Here is a 19,275-nt window from a genome sequence, read left to right as displayed (position 1 = left end):
GTCTGGGCGAAAATATTTACTGGGGAGCGGCCGCGTGCCAAAGATTGTTGACCACGACGAGCGCCGCCTGGAACTGGTGGATGCGACCTGGCGGATCATCGCCCGGATGGGCATCGAAAGCGCCACGATGCGGGAAATCGCCACGGAGGCGGGCTTCGCCAACGGCGCCCTCAAGCCGTACTTTCCCACCAAGGACACGCTGCTGACCTTCGCCTTCGGCCACGTCTTCAACCGGACCAACGAGCGCATCGCCGAGGTCACCGCGGGGCTTTCGGGGCTGGCGGCCCTGCGGGCCTTCTGCGTTGAAGTGCTCCCGCTCGATGAGGAACGGATCAATGAAGCCCGGATCGTCATCCCCTTCTGGCAGAAGGCCATCAACGACCCCGGCAAGGCGCAGATCCACCGGGATTCGATGCAGCAGTGGCGGGATGCCATTCGGCGCTATCTCGGGGAGGCCCGGGGCAGCGGCGACGTAAGTACCGCCGTCGACGACGACAGTCTGGCCGGGCAACTGCTCAACATGCTGCTGGGCGCCCAGATCGCGGCCGCGCTGTTGCCGGAGGGCGAGACGGAGCTCGGCCTGGACGGGCAGCTCGAGGGATTCCTTGCCCTGCTGAGGGGCCAGCAATGAGCGAGAACAACCCGGAGACGCCGGCAGTGACCATCCCGCACGAAATCGATACTCCGGAAATCATGATCGACGTCGACATTCTCGACCGGAACATCGAGCGGATGGCATCAGCCGTCCGGGCGCGGGGCCTGAGCCTGCGCCCGCATGCCAAAACCCACAAGATTGCCGAAATCGCCGCCCGCCAGATCGCAGCCGGAGCCTCCGGACTGACAGTGGCCACCATCGGCGAAGCTGAAGTGTTCGCGGCTGCAGGAGTCGGCAACCTCTTCATCGCTTACCCCCTCTGGCTTTCACCGCAGAAGGCCGAGCGGCTTCGGCGCCTGGCGCAAACTGCCCAGATCGCGGTCGGCATCGACTCCGCGGAGGGAGCAACAGCGCTGGGATCCGGCCTGGGCAATGCCGCAGGGAGCATCAGCGCCTTTGTGGAAGTCGACAGCGGCCACCATCGGAGCGGCGTACACCCGGAATCCGTCGCACCGGTCGCCGAAGCAGCGGCGCGAGCGGGGCTGAAAGTCGCGGGAGTGTTCACCTTCCCGGGACACAGCTACGCACCGGGCATGCCGGTCGAGGCGGCCAGGCAGGAAGAGCTGTCCCTGAACCGGGCGGCCGAGGTTCTGGCGGCGGCAGGATTTGACGTCACCTGCCGCAGCGGCGGCTCCACCCCGACGGCCATGCTGACCGGGGATTCGGCCGCCACTGAGGTGCGCCCTGGCGTCTACGTCTTTGGCGACGCCCAGCAGCTGGAGCTGGGGCGGTGCGCCGCCGAGGACATCGCCCTGACAGTGGCTGCCACGGTCGTCAGCCGCCATGTAACCCTCCGGGACGGACCGGCACGTTTCATCATCGACGCCGGCAGCAAGGTTCTGGGCAGCGACCGGCCCGCGTGGGCAAGCGGCTTCGGACGGCTGATGGACCACCCCAATGCCCGGATCACCGCACTGTCGGAGCACCACGCAACTGTGGAGTGGCCCGATCCCGGGACTGCGCCCGCCATCGGACACCGGCTGCGCGTTATCCCCAACCACGTGTGCCTCGCAATGAACCTGGTGGACGACGTCGCAGTGGTCCGCGGCGGCGCGCTCGTAGACCGCTGGGTGGTGGCAGCCCGGGGCAAGAACAGGTAGGCGGCCTGACCGCCCCTGTTCACGCAATCTTTTTTCGCCAATTGTTGAAAAAAGATGACAGAGCAGAATTTCGCCGCTAACCTGAAGTGACTGTGTTCCAGGACACAGTGTTGGGGACCCGCCAATAGACAGCCAACCGGCGTCAGGAACGTTCATGCCAGCAACCACAATCCGCCCCGCGGACCAGACCCTCACCTCCAGTGTGGCCACCTCCTTTGACCACTGGAGGCACCTCGTAGCGCAGTCCTTCGTGCCGCTGGCCGCCGAAACGGACCGGCCCGAGCAGTTCCGCGGCCGCATGCGCTCCAGGGTGCTGGACCGCACGTGCATCGTGGAAGTTTCGGCTTCGAGCCACAGCGTCCACCGCACACCGGCGCTTCTGGCGCAGTCCGACCAGCGCTATTTCAAGCTCAACCTCCAGCTGGAGGGCACCGGGCTCCTCATCCAGGACAACCGCGAGGCAGTGCTCCGCCCCGGCGACCTGGCCATCTATGACACAAACCGCCCGTACACGCTGGCGTTCGAAGAGCAGGCCCGCATGGTCGTGGTTATGTTCCCGCACGATTCCCTGTCGCTGCCGCCCGACTATGTGGGGCAGCTGTCGGCCGTCCGCCTGGCCGGCGAGTCGGGGCTGGCGGGCATTGTGGGACCATTCATCACGCAGCTCGCCGGCAACCTGGAGGCACTCAGCGGGCCGAGCGGTTCCCGGCTCGCGGCAAACACCCTGGACCTCGTCTCCACCATGCTCCATTCCGAACTGGATCTGGCTGCGGACAGCATGAAGCCCCAGGCGCTGCTGGCGACGTCGGTCCGTGACTACATAGAGGCGAACCTCGCTGACCCGCAGCTGTCGCCGGCGAGCATCGCCGCAGCGCACTTCATTTCCACCCGCCACCTCCACAACGTCTTCCACGAGTCCGGCAGCACCGTTGCCAGCTGGATCCGCAGCCGCCGGCTGGAACGGGTCCGCCGGGACCTCAGGGATCCGCTGCACTCGGGCACCTCCGTGGGAGCCGTGGCAGCGCGGTGGGGTTTCCTGGACGCGGCGCATTTCAGCCGCACGTTCCGCGACGCCTACGGCGAATCCCCCAGCGACTGGCGCCGCGGCGCCTAGATCAAACCCTGCGCGAGCATCGCGTCCGCCACTTTGACGAAGCCGCCGATGTTCGCGCCCAGCACGTAGTTGCCGGGGTCACCGTACTCGTCTGCGGTGGAGGCGCAGCGGTGGTGGATTCCCACCATGATGTCCGTCAGGCGCTGTTCCGTGTGTTCGAAGGACCAGGAGTCGCGGCTCGCGTTCTGCTGCATTTCCAGCGCCGATGTGGCCACACCGCCTGCATTGGCGGCCTTGCCGGGTCCAAACAGCACGCCCGCCTCCTGGAAGACGGCCACGGCGTCCCGGGTGGAGGGCATGTTGGCGCCTTCGCCGACGGCGAGCAGTCCGTTGCGGACCAGCCGTGCGGCAGCACCGCCGTCGAGCTCGTTCTGCGTGGCGCACGGCAAGGCGACGGTGGCATCGACGTCCCAGACGGAGCCGGCCTCCACATAGGAAACGCCGGAACGGCGTAATACATAGTCCTTGAGGCGTCCGCGTTCCACTTCCTTGACCTGGCGGAGCAGCCCGACGTCGATCCCTGCCTCGTCCACGACGTACCCGGAGGAGTCGGAGCAGGCCACCACGGTCGCGCCGAGCGCCTGGGCCTTGGCTATGGCATTGATGGCCACATTGCCGGAGCCGGAAACCACCACTCGCTGCCCGTCGAAGGATGATCCCCGTGTCTTGAGCATCTCTTCGGTGAAGATCACCGTGCCGAAACCGGTGGCTTCGGGCCGCACCAGGGAACCTCCCCAGGAGATGCCCTTGCCGGTCAGGACCCCCGATTCGTAGCGGTTGGTGATGCGTTTGTACTGGCCGAAGAGATAGCCGATTTCGCGGCCGCCCACGCCGATGTCACCGGCCGGCACGTCAGTGTACTCGCCGATGTGGCGGTAGAGCTCGGTCATGAACGACTGGCAGAAGCGCATGACTTCGGCGTCGCTGCGGCCTCGGGGGTCGAAGTCGGAACCGCCCTTGCCGCCGCCGATGGGCATGCCGGTGAGCGCATTCTTGAAGATCTGCTCGAAGCCGAGGAATTTCACAATTCCGAGGTAAACGGAGGGGTGGAACCGGAGGCCGCCCTTGTAGGGGCCGAGCGCCGAATTGAACTCCACACGGAAGCCGCGGTTGATCTGGACCCGGCCGGAATCGTCGGTCCATGGCACCCGGAAGATTATCTGCCGTTCGGGCTCGCAGAGCCGTTCCAGGATGGCGGCTTCCAGGAATTCGGGGTGCCGGTCATGGACGGGGCCAAGGCTTTCGAACACCTCGACCACCGCTTGGTGGAACTCAGACTCACCGGGGTTCCGCGCCAGTACCGTATCCCTGACGGCTTCCAGCCGTGCATCCATGAACCTGTCCTCAATTCCGCGAGCAACGGCCAAAAGGATCTCTTCAGCCGCCTATGGTTGAGCTTTCAAGCTTACCGATTAAGACCGCAGTCGCGTAGGCGGCCGCCGTGAAATCGCTTATTCTCCGTATTGTGACAGCAAAATTCCATGAAATGAGAAACCGGTCCGCAGCGCCGGGAGCCGGGAAGGGCGTCTGATGGCGTATGTCTGCTTGCTCCTCTCCGGAGCTGCACTGCTGATCAACGGGCTGGCCGCTCTGGACCGGGTCCCCCGCCGGGACGCTGCCGTCTTCAGCCTGGTCATTGGCAACGCCCAGCTGATCCTGGGCGTTGCGCACCTGACTGTCACCGCAGGAGGCGGAACCCAGTCGTTACTGGGGGCCGCCGGGATTTTCCTGTTCGGGCTGACCTATGTCTACGTCGGCTTGGACGTCCTGCTGGGGCTCGGGTCCACGGGCCTCGGCTGGTTCTGCGGGATGGTGGGCGTCTGCGGCATCCTGCTCGCTGTGGCCTGGTCCGGGGAGGACCCGCTGCTTGCCGTCCTGTGGCTCTGCTGGACTTACTTGTGGCTGATGTTCTTTCTTCACTTGGCGCTGGGCTTTGAGCGGATGGCACCACTGATCGGCTGGTCCCTCGTGCTCACCAGCCAAGCCTCTGCCACGGTGCCGGCGTTCCTGGGGATTACCGGGCAGTGGCCGGCCGGCACCGCGACGGCCGCAGCCGCAGGGGCCGGCCTTGCCGCACTTCTGCTGCTGGCGGGCGGCCTCGCGAGGCGAGGCCGCCGCAGCGGAACGGGTGGTGGTGCCGTCGTCGAAAGCCGGTTACCCGGCGAGCTCCGGCTCTAGGGTCGCCGCCCGCTTCTCCACTACGAATTCCGCCAGCACTCCGGCCACGAACATCACGGGGACGGCAACCAGCAGCCCGGTGGCTGTTTCCGCGCTGCCGCCGATCAGGGAGGTGAAGTTGCTGACCACCAGGTAGAGGACCCATGCCAGCAGCAGCGACGCGAGCACCGGTGCGATGAGAGTCTGCCAGAGTGGCCCCGGTACCCGTTCGCGCCGGAAGAATGCGACGACGGCCAGGGAGCAGAGCATGTACAGCACCAGCAGCGCCGCAACGGCCAGCCCGCTGAACCACGAGAAGAGCGTCAGCACCGGGTCCATTCCCAGCACCGCGAACGGCGCCACGAGCAGCACGGCAACGCTCGTCTGGACCCAGGCTGCGTTTGCAGGGGCGCGGTGCTTATTGGTCCGCGCCAGGACAGCGGGCAGGGAACCGCGCAGGGCCAGCGAGTGAAGGTAGCGGTTGATGCCGTTGTGGAAGGCGATGATGCCTGCCAGGAGGGAAGTCACCAGAAGGATCCCGGCGGTCACGCCGGCCCAGGGGCCGAACAGCTCAACCAGCGGGCCAATTACGAACGAGGTCGCGTCTCCGGACTCAAGGGCGGCTCCGGCGGCGCCGATGACGTGCGAGGGCCCGTAGAAGCTCACCAGCATCCAGGTGATGAAGGCGAAAAACACGGCGATGATGCCCACGGAGAGGTACGTTGCCCGGGCCACCGTCCGGTGGGGATCCTTGGCCTCGGCGGAGTAGATGGCCGTTGATTCGAACCCGAACATAGACGCCACGGCGAACATGATGGCCACTCCCGGGGCGCCGCTTGCGATCGCTTCAGGGGAAAATGAGGCTGCCATGTTGAGGCCTTCGGGGCCTCCGCCTTTCAGCAGGACGGTGAGACCGAACATCAGCAGAATCGCCACTTCCAAGCCGACCAGGACAACCAGGACGCGGGCGCCGAGTTCGATGTTCATCGACCCAAGAACCTGCACGCCTGCCATGGTGGCAACGGCTAGAAGCCACCAGGGAACGGCCACGCCGGCGGAACCCAGCAGGCCGGAGAAGGCCGCACCATAGAGGCCGTACATGGCGGCCTGCACCGTGCTGTACGCCAGCAGTGCCAGCCACGCAGCGCCTGTGCCTGTCTTTCTGCCGAAGGCGGCGGTGATGTAGGCGTAAAAGGCGCCGTTGGCCTGGACCTTCCGGCTCATGGCCACGAACCCGACGGCGAAGATGACAATGACGATGCCCACGACAAGGTAGGCGCCCGGTGCCCCGGCGCCATTGCCGAGTGCAGCCGCCAGGGGCGCTGCGCCGACGATGCCGGTCAACGGAGCCTGGGCTGAAAGAACGAAAAAGAGAATGCCCAGGACGCCGATGCTGCCCGCGCGGAGGGCGGTGGACTGCTCCTTGCGCGGATTTGCTTCTGCAGTCCGGGACTCGGAATTTGAAATACTCATTGGATCCTTCTTAACGGTCATGAGCGTTGGAGAGGGGTGCTGGCAATGGCCTCGCACCGCTGGATCCAGCTTGGCAGTCCCGACCGGATAGGGCTTGTCTGGCAGCGATCAGTTGTTGTGCCACAGCGCACTGGTCATGACCGGCGGAGCCAGAAATGAAACAGCCGGGGAGGCCTTTGCACTCCCCGGCAGTTTCGTCTCTCAGGCGCGGTGGCTTACCAGTCCGCGGCGGGCCGGCAGCAGCGGCGCAAAGAATGCCCCGAGCTCCGCCGTCGCCGTCAGCGGCAGGACGTTCGCCACGTACTGGTCCGGACGGACCACCACCACGACGCCGCCGCGGTCAAGGCCGCGCAGTTCGAAGATGTCGGCCTTCGGATCGGTGCCGTAGACCTTCTCGAGGTTGGTGAGCCTGAACGGCCCCACCTCCGGCTTGAACACGGACGGGACGGCGTTGATGTCGATGCCCCTGTGGTCCTGCTGGTAGATGACCTTCACGTCGAACCAGGCATCGGCGTCGGCGCCCTCCGGCGTGGCTGCGAGTGGGGACTCCGGCGAGTTCTCCAGCCACTGTGCGAAGTCGGAGGTCGGCGACGGCGCGCCGGCCTCAGCCGGGTCGGCGAACACGTAGATGCGCCAGCGACCGTCGGCCGTAGCCTGGTGGCCCAGGTGCAGCGGATTGGTGTCGCAGACGCGCTGCACGGGAGCAGACTTGAAGCGCTTGCCGGTGGGGAAACCCGTGGCCAGCCCGGCATGCTTCGCCTCGGCGACGATCATCGACGGCGCGTACTCGGTCATGAAGCCGGCCGGGAACTCGGCGGTGCGCACGTAGAAGTCCTCGAGCTCGGAGGGGTCGTCAAACTCCTCGGGCTTCTTGGCCATCAGGGTGGACCATTCCTTGTCGAAATCGATGAGGTTCTTCGCGACCACCTGGCGCTCCGCGGAGTACGTGGCGAGCAGTGACTCCGGGCTGCGGCCCTCGAGCACGTGGCCGAGCTTCCAGCCGATGTTGAAGCCGTCCTGCATGGACACGTTCATGCCCTGGCCTGCCTTCGCACTGTGGGTGTGGCAGGCGTCGCCGGTGATGAACACACGCGGCGTGCGGGTGTCCCGCTCGGCGGGCAGGACGTCGTCGAACCTGTCGGTGAGGCGGTGGCCCACCTCATACACGCTGTGCCAGGCGACATTGCGCACATCGAGGGTGTAGGGCTGCAGGATCTGGTTCGCGTGGGCGATGATCTGCTCGATGGTGGTCTTGCGGATGGCGCCGTTGTCGTTCTCCGGCACGACGCCGAGGTCGACGTACATGCGGAACAGGTGGCCGCCCTCGCGCGGGATCAGCAGGATGCTGCCGCCGTCGTGGGACTGGATGGCGCACTTGGTGCGGATGTCCGGGAAGTCTGTGGACGCGAGGACATCCATGACGCCCCAGGCGTGATTGGCCTGGTCTCCGGCAAGAGTGCAGCCGATCGATTCACGAACCCTGCTGCGCGCACCGTCAGCACCCACCACGTACTTGGCCCGCACCACACGCTCCTGGCCTGCCAGCTCGCCGGCGGTATGGACCAGGGTCACGGCGACCGGATACTCCCCCGAATCCGCGACGTGGAGGCTGCTGAACTCGTAGCCGTAGTCGGGCGTCATCCGGGCCGGCGAATAGGCCATGACCCGGGCGAAGTAGTCCAGCACCCGGGCCTGGTTGACGATGAGGTGCGGGAATTCGCTGATGCCCATTTCGTCGTCGACCGCGCGGGCGGCTCGGACAATGTGCTGCGGATTCTCCGGGCTCGGCTTCCAGAACGCCATCTCGGTGATCCGGTAGGCCTCTGCGGTGATCTCCTCGGCGAAGCCGAAGGCTTGGAATGTCTCGACGCTGCGGGCCTGGATGCCGTCGGCCTGGCCGATCGCCAGGCGGCCGCCGCGGCGCTCCACGATACGCGTGGTGATGTCCGGGAACTGGGAGAGCTGGGCGGCTGCGAGCATGCCCGCGGGGCCGGAGCCCACGATGAGCACGTCGACCTCGTCGGGCAGCTCTTCGGGGCGGTTGATGCCGACGCCGGCGGCCGGCTGGATGCGCGGGTCACCGGAAACGTAACCGTGGTGGTGGAACTGCACGGGCTTTCCTCACTTCACTGTGTGGCTGGCTTTCGCCAAATCATGTGTTCTATATCGGAACAGATGGTTCGATAATAGAAATTGTGGTTATGCTTCAGTACTGTACGTCACATATGACCTGCGTTACAAGCGGCGTCCCCTTCCCTGAAATCAGGGGTTGACGAACCCGCGCGGACGGTTCAATATGTTTCGTATACGATTTCGTACCTGATGAGGAGAACGCTTTGGAGCAGGTCAACGACGACACCCTGGCAGCAGCACGCAAGGTGATCGCGGTCCACATCAACTACCCCAGCCGTGCAGCCCAGCGCGGCCGCACCCCGGCGCAGCCCTCCTACTTCCTGAAGCCGTCGACGTCGCTGTCCCTCACCGGCACCGCCGTCGAACGCCCGGCCGGCTGCGAACTCCTCGGCTACGAGGGGGAGATCGCCATCATCATCGGCAAGGCGGCCCGGCGCGTCGACGTCGAAGACGCCTGGAGCCACGTCGCGGCAGTGACGGCCAGCAACGACCTCGGCGTCTACGACCTCCGCTACGCGGACAAGGGCTCCAACCTCCGGTCCAAGGGCGGCGACGGCTTCACCCCGGTGGGACCGGCGCTGATTCCGGCAGACGCCGTCGACCCCGCCAAACTGCGCATCCGCACCTGGCACAACGGCGAACTGGTCCAGGACGACACCACCGAGGACCTGCTCTTCCCGTTCGCCCGGCTCGTCGCGGACCTGTCCCAGTTGCTCACCCTTGAGGAGGGGGACATCATCCTCACCGGCACCCCCGCCGGCGCCTCCGTCGCCGTGCCCGGCGACGTGCTGGAGGTGGAGGTCAGCAGTGTTGACGGCGGGGTGAGCACCGGCCGTCTCACCACCGCTGTTAAGGAAGGCACGACGGCGTTCGCTGACTTTGGTGCCCTGCCCAACGCCGATGACCTGCAGCGCGAAGAGGCGTACGGCTCGCGGGAAGCGGCAGGTCTTCCGGCCACAGAATCTGCTCTGAGCCCGGAGCTGAAAGCCAAGCTGGAGAGCGTCTGCACGGCCACGCTGTCCTCCCAGCTGCGCAAGCGCGGCCTGAACAACGTCAGCATCGACGGCCTCACCGCCACCCGCCCGGACCGCAAGGTGGTGGGCCTGGCCCGGACCCTGCGCTACGTGCCCAACCGCGAGGACCTCTTCAAGACGCACGGCGGCGGCTTCAATGCCCAGAAACGCGCCATCGACTCCGTCAACGAGGGCGAAATCCTGGTCATGGAGGCCCGCGGGGAGAAGGGTACCGGAACCATCGGCGACATCCTCGCCCTGCGCGCCCAGGTCCGCGGCGCTGCAGCCATCATCACCGACGGCGGGGTCCGCGACTTCTCTGCCGTGGCCGCGATGGAGCTGCCCACCTACTACTCCAACCCGCACCCCGCCGTGCTGGGCCGCCGCCACATCCCCTGGGACACGGACATCACCATCGCCTGCGGCGGCACCACCGTGCAGCCCGGCGACATCATCGTGGCTGACTCCGACGGCATCCTGGTGATCCCGCCGGCCATCGCCGAGGAAGTCGCCGACGACTCCGTCGCCCAGGAACGCGAAGAGGTCTTCATCGCCGAAATGGTGGAGCAGGGTCACAGCGTGGACGGGCTCTACCCGCTGAACGCTGAATGGCGCAGTAGGTATGAAGAATGGGAAGCAGGCAAAGCCAGTGACTGAAACGGCCACCGCCTCCGCTGCCGAGGGCATTACTGAGATCACCGCCGGCAGCAAGTCCGAGCAGGCCTACCAGGCCATCAAGGCACGGATCGTGGAAGGTACCTACACCCCCGGCTACCGTCTGGTCCTGGCCGCCATCGCCAAGGACCTCGGCTTCAGCGTGGTCCCGGTGCGGGAAGCGATCCGCCGGCTCGAGGCCGAAGGCCTGGTGAAGTTCGAACGCAACGTCGGGGCCACCGTGGCGGGCATCGATCCCACCGAGTACCTCTACACGATGCAGACGCTGAGCATCGTGGAGGGTGCGGCCACGGCATTGTCCGCGCCGCTGGTCGGCGAAGCGGACATCGCCCGGGCCCGCGCCGTGAACGCCGAGATGCGCGAGTGCCTGAAGCACTTCGACCCCGTCCGTTTCACCCGACTCAACCAGGACTTCCACAGCGTCCTGTTCGAGCACTGCCCCAACCCGCACATCCTGGATCTGGTCCACCGCGGCTGGAACCGGCTGGCATCACTGCGGTCCTCAACGTTCCGCTTTGTTCCCGGCCGGGCCCACGAGTCCGTGGACGAACATGAGGCCCTGCTGAGGCTCATTGAAACCGGCGCCGACGCAGACACCATCGAAAAAGCCGCACGACTGCACCGCAGCGCCACCCTTGACGCGTACCTCTCCCAAACCAACGCGGGGTCACTTAGCGCCCAATAACGGCCCCAGATTGGGCCGTAACTGACCCCGCGTTGCTCTAGACAGTAAGGAAAACCAACGATGACGACCCCTGTAGAAACAGCAGCAAAGCACTACGTTCCCGAGAACCTTCCCACCCATATCCAGCACTTCATCAACGGCAAGTTTGTTGATTCCGTGGGAGGCAAGACTTTCGACGTCCTGGACCCTGTCTCCAACCAGAACTACGCCACCGCCGCGGCGGGCCAGAAGGAAGACATTGACCTCGCCGTCGCCGCCGCCCGCGAGGCGTTCACCAGCGGCCCGTGGCCCAGGATGAAGCCCCGTGAGCGCGCCAAAGTCCTGAACCGGATCGCCGACGCCGTCGAAGCCCAGGAAGCCCGCCTCGCCGAGCTGGAAACGTTCGACACCGGCCTGCCCATCACCCAGGCCAAAGGCCAGGCCCTGCGCGCGGCCGAGAACTTCCGGTTCTTCGCGGACCTGATCGTGGCCCAGTTCGACGACGCCATGAAGGTCCCCGGCTCGCAGATCAACTACGTGAACCGCAAGCCGATCGGCGTCGCCGGCCTCATCACGCCGTGGAACACCCCGTTCATGCTGGAGTCCTGGAAGCTCGCCCCGGCCTTGGCCACCGGCAACACCGTGGTCCTCAAGCCGGCTGAATTCACCCCGCTGTCCGCCTCGCTCTGGGCCACCATCTTCAAGGAAGCCGGACTGCCGGACGGCGTCTTCAACCTGGTCAACGGCCTCGGCGAGGAAGCCGGCGACGCCCTGGTCAAGCACCCGGACGTCCCGCTGATCTCCTTCACCGGCGAGACCACCACGGGCCAGACCATCTTCCGCAACGCCGCAGCGAACCTCAAGGGCCTCTCCATGGAGCTCGGCGGCAAGTCGCCCTGCGTTGTGTTCGCCGACGCCGACCTGGACGCCGCGATCGACTCCGCCCTGTTCGGTGTCTTCTCCCTCAACGGCGAACGCTGCACCGCCGGCTCCCGCATCCTGGTGGAACGCGCCATCTACGACGAGTTCTGCGAGAAGTACGCCGCCCGCGCCAAGAACATCGTCGTCGGCGACCCGCACGATCCCAAGACGCAGGTGGGCGCCCTGGTGCACCCGGAGCACTACAAGAAGGTGGCCTCCTACGTGGAGATCGGCAAGTCCGAAGGCCGGCTGCTGGCCGGCGGCGGACGCCCGGAAGGACTGCCGGAGGGCAACTACATCGCCCCCACCGTCTTCGCCGACGTCTCCCCGGACGCCCGGATCTTCCAGGAGGAGATCTTCGGTCCCGTCGTCGCCATTACCCCGTTTGAGAACGACGACGAGGCCCTCGCCCTGGCCAACAACACCAAGTACGGCCTGGCGGCCTACATCTGGACCCAGAACCTGACCCGGGCCCACAACTTCTCGCAGAACGTCGAGGCTGGCATGGTCTGGCTCAACAGCCACAACGTCCGCGACCTCCGCACCCCGTTCGGCGGCGTCAAGGCCTCCGGCCTGGGCCACGAGGGCGGCTACCGCTCCATCGATTTCTACACCGACCAGCAGGCCGTGCACATCACCCTCGGCACCGTTCACACCCCGAAGTTCGGCGCCTAGGCACCCAACCCGGCCACCCGCCGTCGTACTTTCCCGAACCCCCTTTCAAAGAAGAGAGAACATCATGACCAACTTCGTTCCCACCCCCACCGTTCCGGCGCCGGACATCGTGCGCTGCGCCTACATGGAAATCGTGGTCACGGACCTCGCCAAGTCCCGCGAGTTCTACGTCGACGTCCTCGGCCTGCACGTCACCGAGGAGGACGAGAACACCATCTACCTCCGCTCCCTGGAGGAGTTCATCCACCACAACCTGGTCCTGCGCCAGGGCCCCGTCGCCGCCGTGGCAGCCTTCGCCTACCGGGTAAAGTCCCCCGCCGAGGTGGACGCCGCAGAGGCCTACTACAAGGAACTGGGCTGCCGCACCGAGCGCCGCAAGAACGGCTTCACCAAGGGCATCGGCGACTCCGTCCGCGTCGAGGACCCGCTGGGCTTCCCCTACGAGTTCTTCTACGAGACCGAGCACGTGGAGCGCCTCACCCAGCGCTACGACCTCTACTCCGCCGGTGAACTGGTGCGCCTGGACCACTTCAACCAGGTCACCCCGGACGTCCCCCGCGGCCGCGCCTACCTGGAGGACCTCGGCTTCCGCGTCTCCGAAGACATCAAGGACTCCAACGGAGTCACCTACGCCGCGTGGATGCACCGCAAGCAGACCGTCCACGACACCGCCCTCACCGGCGGAAACGGCCCGCGCATGCACCACGTCGCGTTCGCCACCCACGAGAAGCACAACATCATCCAGATCTGCGACAAGATGGGCGCCCTGCGCATCAGCGACCGGATCGAACGCGGCCCCGGCCGGCACGGCGTGTCCAACGCCTTCTACCTCTACATCCTGGACCCGGACGGCCACCGCATCGAGATCTACACCCAGGACTACTACACCGGCGACCCGGACAACCCCACCGTCACCTGGGACGTCCACGACAACCAGCGCCGCGACTGGTGGGGCAACCCCGTGGTCCCGTCCTGGTACACCGAGGCCTCCCTGGTCCTGGACCTGGACGGCAACCCGCAGCCGGTCATCGAGCGCACCGACGCTTCCGAAATGGCCGTGACCGTGGGCGCCGACGGCTTCTCCTACACCCGTAAGGACGAGACGTCTTCTGCCGCAGGCACCGACGCAGTGGGCTTCAAGCTGGGAGCCCAGGTCTAACCGATGCTGGACGCGAAGACGATCGAGGCCATTGCGGATGAGCTGGTGGAAGCCGGCCGGACCCGCACCCCTGTGCCCCGCCTGACTGCCCGGTACCCGGGCATGACGGTGGAGGACTCCTACGCGGTGCAGCAGCTGTGGCGGCGCCGCAACGAGGACGCCGGCCGCACCCTGGTGGGGCGCAAGATCGGCCTCACGTCCAAGGCAATGCAGGCCGCCACCGGCATCACCGAACCGGACTACGGTGCCATCTTCGATGACATGGTGCTCGAAACCGGCTGCTCGGTGGAGTGGGACAAGTACACCCATCCGCGGGTGGAGGTGGAGCTGGCGTTCGTCCTGAAGGACGGGCTCAAGGGCCCCGGCTGCACCATCTTCGACGTCCTGAACGCCACCGACTACGTGGTCCCGGCCCTCGAAATCCTCGATTCAAGGATCGAGATGGAGGGCCGGACCATCGTGGACACCATCTCCGACAACGCCGCCATGGGCGCCATGGTGGTGGGCGGCCGCCCGGTGAAGCCGGACGCCGTCGACCTCCGATGGGTCTCCGCGATCCTCTACAAGAACCAGACCGTGGAGGAAACCGGCGTGGCCGCGGGCGTCCTGGACCACCCGGCCAACGGCGTGCACTGGCTGGCCAACAAGATCGCCGCGCACGGGGACGCCATGAAAGCCGGCGACATTATCCTGGCCGGCTCCTTCACCCGGCCACTGTGGGTGTACAAGGGCGACACCGTCCACGCCGACTACGGACCCCTCGGGAGCGTCACATGCCGCTTCGCGTAGAAGACACGTTCCGGAAGGCTTTAGCGGAGGCTGACCGGCCGCTGGCCGGAATGTGGGTCTGCTCCGGCAGCCCGCTGATCGCCGAACTCTGCGCCGGATCCGGCCTGGACTGGCTCCTGGTGGACGCCGAACACAGCCCCAACGGGCTCGAATCCATCCTCGCCCAGCTCCAGGCCATCCACGGCTACCCGGTCCACACCCTGGTCCGGCCGCCGGTGAACGACACCGTACTGATCAAGCAGTACCTGGACCTCGGAGTGCAGAACCTGCTGGTCCCCATGGTCAACTCCGTGGCCGAGGCGGAGGCAGCCGTGGCCGCCACCCGCTACCCGCCGCACGGGGTCCGGGGAGTCGGTTCCGCGCTGGCCCGCGCCGCCCGCTGGAACCGCGTCCCGGACTACCTCGCCCGCGCCGCGGACACCGTCAGCGTCACCGTCCAGATTGAATCGACCGCGGCGGTGGAAGCCGTGGACGACATCCTGAAGGTCGACGGCGTGGACGCCATCTTCGTGGGGCCCTCCGACCTCGCCGCCTCGATGGGGCTGCTCGGACAGCAGGAACACCCCGAGGTGCGCGCCGCCGTCGAACACTGCCTCGCCGCCGCCAAGGCGGCGGGCAAACCCGCCGGTGTGAACGCCTTCGCTCCCGCCACCGCCCGCCGCTACCTGGCGGCCGGCGCCGACTTCATCCTGGTGGGCGCCGACGTCGCCCTCCTGGCCCGCGGCTCCGAAGCCCTCGCCGCCGAGTACATCCAGGCTTCCAACATCCGGGCTGCCGACGGCGAAACCCCGGCCAGCTACTGACCCAACTCCTGAGGAGACCCCGCATGACCGCTTCGCCCGCACTCTCCCCTGCCATCTCACCGGCCTCCGTCTCTTCCGAACGTGAGGCCGCGCTGCTTGCGTCCGTCCCCTCCGGCCTGCTCATCAACGGCCAATGGCGGGACGCGTCCGACGGCGGCACGTTTGACGTGCACGACCCCGCCACCGGGGAGGTGCTTGCCACCCTCGCCTCGGCCACCAGCGAGGACGCACTCGCCGCGCTCGACGCAGCGGATGCGGCCCAGGCGTCCTGGGCCCGGACCGCACCCCGGGTGCGGGCCGAGATCCTGCGCCGTGCCTTCGACCTGGTCACCGAACGCGCCGAGGACTTCGCCCTGCTCATGACCCTGGAAATGGGCAAACCGCTGGCCGAGGCCCGCGGCGAAGTCACCTACGGGGCGGAGTTCCTGCGCTGGTTCTCCGAAGAAACCGTTCGCGACTACGGCCGCTACCTCACCACCCCCGAGGGCAAGAACAAGATCCTCGTCCAGCACAAGCCCGTCGGCCCGTGCCTGCTCATCACCCCCTGGAACTTCCCCCTGGCCATGGCCACCCGCAAAGTGGCGCCGGCCGTCGCCGCCGGCTGCACCATGGTCCTCAAACCCGCGAAACTCACCCCGCTCAGCGCGCAACTGTTCGCACAGACCATGCTCGACGCCGGCCTGCCCGCCGGCGTCCTCAACGTCGTCGCCTCCTCGTCCGCCTCCGGGATTTCCGGGCCGCTGCTCGCCGACCCGCGGCTGCGGAAAGTCTCCTTCACCGGCTCCACCCCCGTCGGCAAACGCCTCATGGCCGATGCCGCCCGGAACGTGCTGCGGACCTCGATGGAACTGGGCGGAAACGCACCGTTCATCGTGTTCGAGGACGCCGACCTCGACAAGGCCGTCGAAGGAGCCATGGCCGCCAAGATGCGGAACATGGGCGAGGCCTGCACCGCCGCCAACCGGTTCCTCGTCCAGGAAACCGTCGCCGCCGAATTCACCGCCAAGTTCGCCGCCGCCATGGGCGCCCTGACCACCGGCCGCGGCACCGACCCCGCCACCCAGGTCGGTCCCCTCATCGACGCCGGCGCCCGCGACGACGTGCACGCACTGGTGAGTGCCGCCGTCGACGCCGGCGCCACCGCCCTCACCGGCGGCTCACCCGTGGACGGACCCGGCTACTTTTACCAGCCCACCGTCCTGGGCAATGTCCCGAACGACGCGGCGATCCTCGGCCAGGAAATCTTCGGCCCCGTCGCCCCGGTGACCACCTTCACCACCGAGGAGGACGCCATCCGGCTCGCCAACGCCAGCGAATACGGCCTGGCGTCCTACCTCTACAGCCGCGACTTCAACCGACTGCTGCGCGTTGCCGAACAGATCGAATTCGGCATGGTCGGCTTCAACGCCGGCGTCATCTCCAACGCCGCGGCACCCTTCGGCGGCGTCAAGCAGTCCGGACTCGGCCGCGAAGGCGGCTCCGAAGGCATCGCCGAATACACCACCACCCAATACATCGGCATCGCCGACCCCTATGCCAACTGACACAGCGACGTGTCCCCACAGCAAGGAAAAACATTGAGTACTGTCCAGCACGGGCAGCGCAGCTCGGCAAGGGATAACCGCCGCGTAGCGTTTGCCACCATCATTGGAACCACCGTCGAGTGGTACGACTTCTTCATCTACGCCAACGCCGCGGGCCTGGTCTTCGCGAAACTGTTCTTCGAACCCGCCGGCAACGACATCGGCATCCTGATTTCCTTCGCCTCGGTGGGACTCAGCTTCCTGTTCCGTCCACTGGGTGCCTTCCTGGCCGGACACTTCGGGGACCGCCTGGGCCGCCGCGCCATGCTCGTCATCACGCTGATCATGATGGGGGCAGCCACGACCCTCATCGGCGTGCTGCCGACCTTCGAGACGGCGGGTATTGTGGCGCCCATCCTGCTGCTGCTCCTGCGCATCCTGCAGGGCATTTCGGCCGGCGGCGAATGGGGCGGCGCCGTCCTGATGGCGGTCGAGCATGCACCCCGCGGCAAGCGGGGACTGTTCGGTGCCTTCCCCCAGTTGGGCGTTCCCCTGGGCATGCTGCTCGCCTCCGGAGTCCTGGCCCTGATGTCCGGCGTGGTCTCCCCCGGTGCAGCCTTTGTGCAGTGGGGCTGGCGCATTCCGTTCCTGCTCAGCTTCGTCCTGATTGTGGTGGGCTTCATGGTCCGCCGCAGCGTGGAGGAAAGCCCGGTTTTCGAGGAGATCGCACAGAAAAAGCAGCAAACCCGCGTCCCGATCGTCGAACTGTTCAGGAAGCACTGGCTGCTGGTCATCATCGCGGCCCTGGTCTTCGCGGGCAACAACGCCGCGGGCTATATGACCACCGGCGGCTACATCCTGAGCTATGCCGCCAATCCCGCCGGACTGGCCATGGACCGCACGGAAGTGCTCCTCGCAGTGACCGGCTCCGCTGCCCTGTGGTTCTTGTTCACGCTGATCTCCGGCTACATGGCGGACAGCATTGGCCGCAAGAAGACGTACCTCATCGGCTACGGCTGCCTCATCCTGACTGTGTTCCCGCTGTTCTGGCTCGTGAACACCGGAAACATCTGGGCGCTGTTCCTCGGCCTCGCACTGTTCACGGTAGGGCTCGGACTCACCTACGGCCCGCAGGCAGCCCTCTACAGCGAGCTGTTCCCCGCGTCCATCAGGTTCTCCGGCGTCGCGATCTCCTACGCGCTCGGTGCCATCATCGGCGGCGCCTTCGCTCCGATGATCGCCACCGCCCTGGTCCAGGCCACCGGAACAACGGCTTCGGTGTCCGTTTACCTGCTCATCGTGGCCCTCGTTTCAACGGCCGCGGTCCTGATGATTCGGGAACGCAAAGGCATCGACCTGGGCATCAACAACCAGGCCGAACAGGAGGTCGGCGCCACCATCTTCGACCGGCGCCAGGCTTCGGCCGAGGCAGCCGCGGAGCACGCCAACGTCTGACCACCAGTCAGTTCGCCCCCAGTCAAGGGTCCTGCACCCAAAGACAAGCCAGCGGCGCCGCGCGCGGACAACACTTAGGTATGCCCGCCTCGCCGACCGGCTGAGCGCACATTCCTACTCGAAGTGGAGTACCTCTTGGAAACCTACGATGCCCTCCTCGCGTCCATCACCCCCGGCTCCGGCGAGACCCGGACCATCTTTGACCCCGCCACCGGCGGCGTTGTCGGCGAGGCCCCGGTTCACACCGTTGAAGACCTCGAGACCGCGGTGGCGGCGGCCGTCGCCGCCCAGCCGGCGTGGGCTGCGCTGGGCCACGACGCAAGGTCCGCCGCGCTGCTCAAGGCCGCCGACGCCGTCGAACGCTCCGCTGAGGAACTCGCCCAACTGCTCTGCCGCGAACAGGGCAAACCCCTCAACGGCCCCAACGCCCGCTTCGAGGTCGGCGCCTGCGCCGCCTGGCTCCGCAACACCGCCACCACCGAACTCAAACCCGAAGTGGTCGTCGACGACGGCGAAACCTACGCCGAACTGCACTACAAGCCCATCGGCGTCGTCGGCGCGATCGGCCCCTGGAACTGGCCCATGATGATCACCATCTGGCAGATCGCCCCCGCCCTGCGGATGGGCAACACCGCCGTCGTCAAACCCTCCAAGATGACCCCGCTCTCCGTCCTCGCCCTGATCAAGGTCCTCAACGAGGAACTCCCCGACGGCGTCCTGACCGTCATCTCCGGCGACCGCGAAGTCGGCGCCCGCCTCGCCGAACACCCCGCCATCGGAAAGATCATGTTCACCGGCTCCACCGCCGCCGGCCGCGCCATCATCAGATCCTCCGCCGACACCGTCAAACGCCTCACCCTCGAACTTGGCGGCAACGACGCCGGCATCGTCCTGCCCGACGCCGACCCCAAAGCCATCGCCGAAGGACTCTTCTGGGGCGCCTTCATCAACACCGGCCAGACCTGC

At 66.6% G+C, this 19,275-nt stretch carries 16 protein-coding genes; 13 read left to right on the top strand and 3 right to left on the bottom strand.

The window, feature by feature from the left end; all coding sequences use genetic code 11:
- The first annotated feature begins 34 nt into the window (after window positions 1–34).
- From CXZ05_RS22040 to CXZ05_RS22030, 3 genes are all read left to right on the top strand, one after another.
- Window positions 35–631, top strand: a complete 597-nt coding sequence (locus CXZ05_RS22040) for a TetR/AcrR family transcriptional regulator (protein WP_102974588.1) — start codon at window positions 35–37, stop codon at window positions 629–631.
- Window positions 628–1,755, top strand: a complete 1,128-nt coding sequence (locus CXZ05_RS22035) for a D-TA family PLP-dependent enzyme (RefSeq protein ID WP_102974587.1) — start codon at window positions 628–630, stop codon at window positions 1,753–1,755. The genes CXZ05_RS22040 and CXZ05_RS22035 overlap by 4 nt, the downstream gene beginning before the upstream one ends.
- Before the next feature lie 154 nt (window positions 1,756–1,909).
- Window positions 1,910–2,869 carry a helix-turn-helix domain-containing protein gene (locus CXZ05_RS22030; protein WP_102974586.1) on the top strand — a complete coding sequence of 320 codons (960 nt, stop codon included), beginning with the start codon at window positions 1,910–1,912 and terminating at the stop codon, window positions 2,867–2,869.
- Here CXZ05_RS22030 and gdhA read toward each other — a convergent pair.
- Complete coding sequence (gdhA, locus tag CXZ05_RS22025; protein WP_102974600.1) at window positions 2,866–4,203, bottom strand: NADP-specific glutamate dehydrogenase; 1,338 nt, start codon at window positions 4,201–4,203, stop codon at window positions 2,866–2,868. The genes CXZ05_RS22030 and gdhA overlap by 4 nt on opposite strands.
- A gap of 196 nt (window positions 4,204–4,399) precedes the next feature.
- On the opposite strand from gdhA, the gene CXZ05_RS22020 reads away from it, so the two are divergent.
- Window positions 4,400–5,047 (top strand): AmiS/UreI family transporter, encoded by a 648-nt coding sequence (locus CXZ05_RS22020; RefSeq protein ID WP_102974585.1) that lies wholly within the window; start codon window positions 4,400–4,402, stop codon window positions 5,045–5,047.
- Here CXZ05_RS22020 and CXZ05_RS22015 read toward each other — a convergent pair.
- Window positions 5,024–6,499 (bottom strand): APC family permease, encoded by a 1,476-nt coding sequence (locus CXZ05_RS22015; protein WP_102974584.1) that lies wholly within the window; start codon window positions 6,497–6,499, stop codon window positions 5,024–5,026. The two genes, CXZ05_RS22020 and CXZ05_RS22015, sit on opposite strands and share 24 nt — an antisense overlap.
- Window positions 6,500–6,700: 201 nt before the next feature.
- Window positions 6,701–8,611, bottom strand: coding sequence for an FAD-binding monooxygenase (locus tag CXZ05_RS22010; RefSeq protein WP_102974583.1), 1,911 nt, complete (start codon window positions 8,609–8,611; stop codon window positions 6,701–6,703).
- A gap of 224 nt (window positions 8,612–8,835) precedes the next feature.
- Here CXZ05_RS22010 and CXZ05_RS22005 point away from each other — a divergent pair, with 224 nt between their 5' ends.
- The 9 genes from CXZ05_RS22005 to CXZ05_RS21965 all read left to right on the top strand — a co-directional run.
- A complete protein-coding gene (locus tag CXZ05_RS22005) occupies window positions 8,836–10,302 on the top strand; it encodes a fumarylacetoacetate hydrolase family protein (protein WP_102974582.1) in 1,467 nt (488 codons plus the stop codon).
- A complete protein-coding gene (locus CXZ05_RS22000; protein ID WP_102974581.1) occupies window positions 10,295–11,005 on the top strand; it encodes a GntR family transcriptional regulator in 711 nt (236 codons plus the stop codon). The genes CXZ05_RS22005 and CXZ05_RS22000 overlap by 8 nt, the downstream gene beginning before the upstream one ends.
- 60 nt (window positions 11,006–11,065) lie before the next feature.
- Entirely contained in the window at window positions 11,066–12,580 is a 1,515-nt protein-coding gene (hpaE, locus tag CXZ05_RS21995; protein ID WP_102974580.1) for a 5-carboxymethyl-2-hydroxymuconate semialdehyde dehydrogenase, read from the top strand.
- Between the two features lie 64 nt (window positions 12,581–12,644).
- On the top strand, window positions 12,645–13,739 hold the full coding sequence (gene hpaD / locus CXZ05_RS21990; protein WP_102974579.1) for a 3,4-dihydroxyphenylacetate 2,3-dioxygenase: 1,095 nt from the start codon (window positions 12,645–12,647) through the stop codon (window positions 13,737–13,739).
- Between the two features lie 3 nt (window positions 13,740–13,742).
- Complete coding sequence (hpaH, locus tag CXZ05_RS21985) at window positions 13,743–14,528, top strand: 2-oxo-hept-4-ene-1,7-dioate hydratase (RefSeq protein WP_102974578.1); 786 nt, start codon at window positions 13,743–13,745, stop codon at window positions 14,526–14,528.
- The gene (locus CXZ05_RS21980) at window positions 14,513–15,331 is read left to right on the top strand and encodes an HpcH/HpaI aldolase/citrate lyase family protein (RefSeq protein WP_180987500.1); all 819 of its coding nucleotides are present in this window, start codon (window positions 14,513–14,515) and stop codon (window positions 15,329–15,331) included. Before hpaH ends, CXZ05_RS21980 begins: the two co-directional genes overlap by 16 nt.
- Window positions 15,332–15,354: 23 nt before the next feature.
- Window positions 15,355–16,875 (top strand): NAD-dependent succinate-semialdehyde dehydrogenase, encoded by a 1,521-nt coding sequence (locus CXZ05_RS21975; RefSeq protein WP_102974577.1) that lies wholly within the window; start codon window positions 15,355–15,357, stop codon window positions 16,873–16,875.
- Window positions 16,876–16,908: 33 nt separating this feature from the next.
- Window positions 16,909–18,309 (top strand): MFS transporter, encoded by a 1,401-nt coding sequence (locus tag CXZ05_RS21970; protein ID WP_102974576.1) that lies wholly within the window; start codon window positions 16,909–16,911, stop codon window positions 18,307–18,309.
- Window positions 18,310–18,444: 135 nt separating this feature from the next.
- On the top strand, window positions 18,445–19,275 hold an 831-nt coding region (locus CXZ05_RS21965; protein WP_146033139.1), incomplete at its 3' end, for an aldehyde dehydrogenase family protein.

The organism is Arthrobacter sp. AFG20 (assembly GCF_002892795.1).
GTDB lineage: Bacteria > Actinomycetota > Actinomycetes > Actinomycetales > Micrococcaceae > Arthrobacter.
This window is presented reverse-complemented; position numbering and strand designations above follow the sequence as displayed.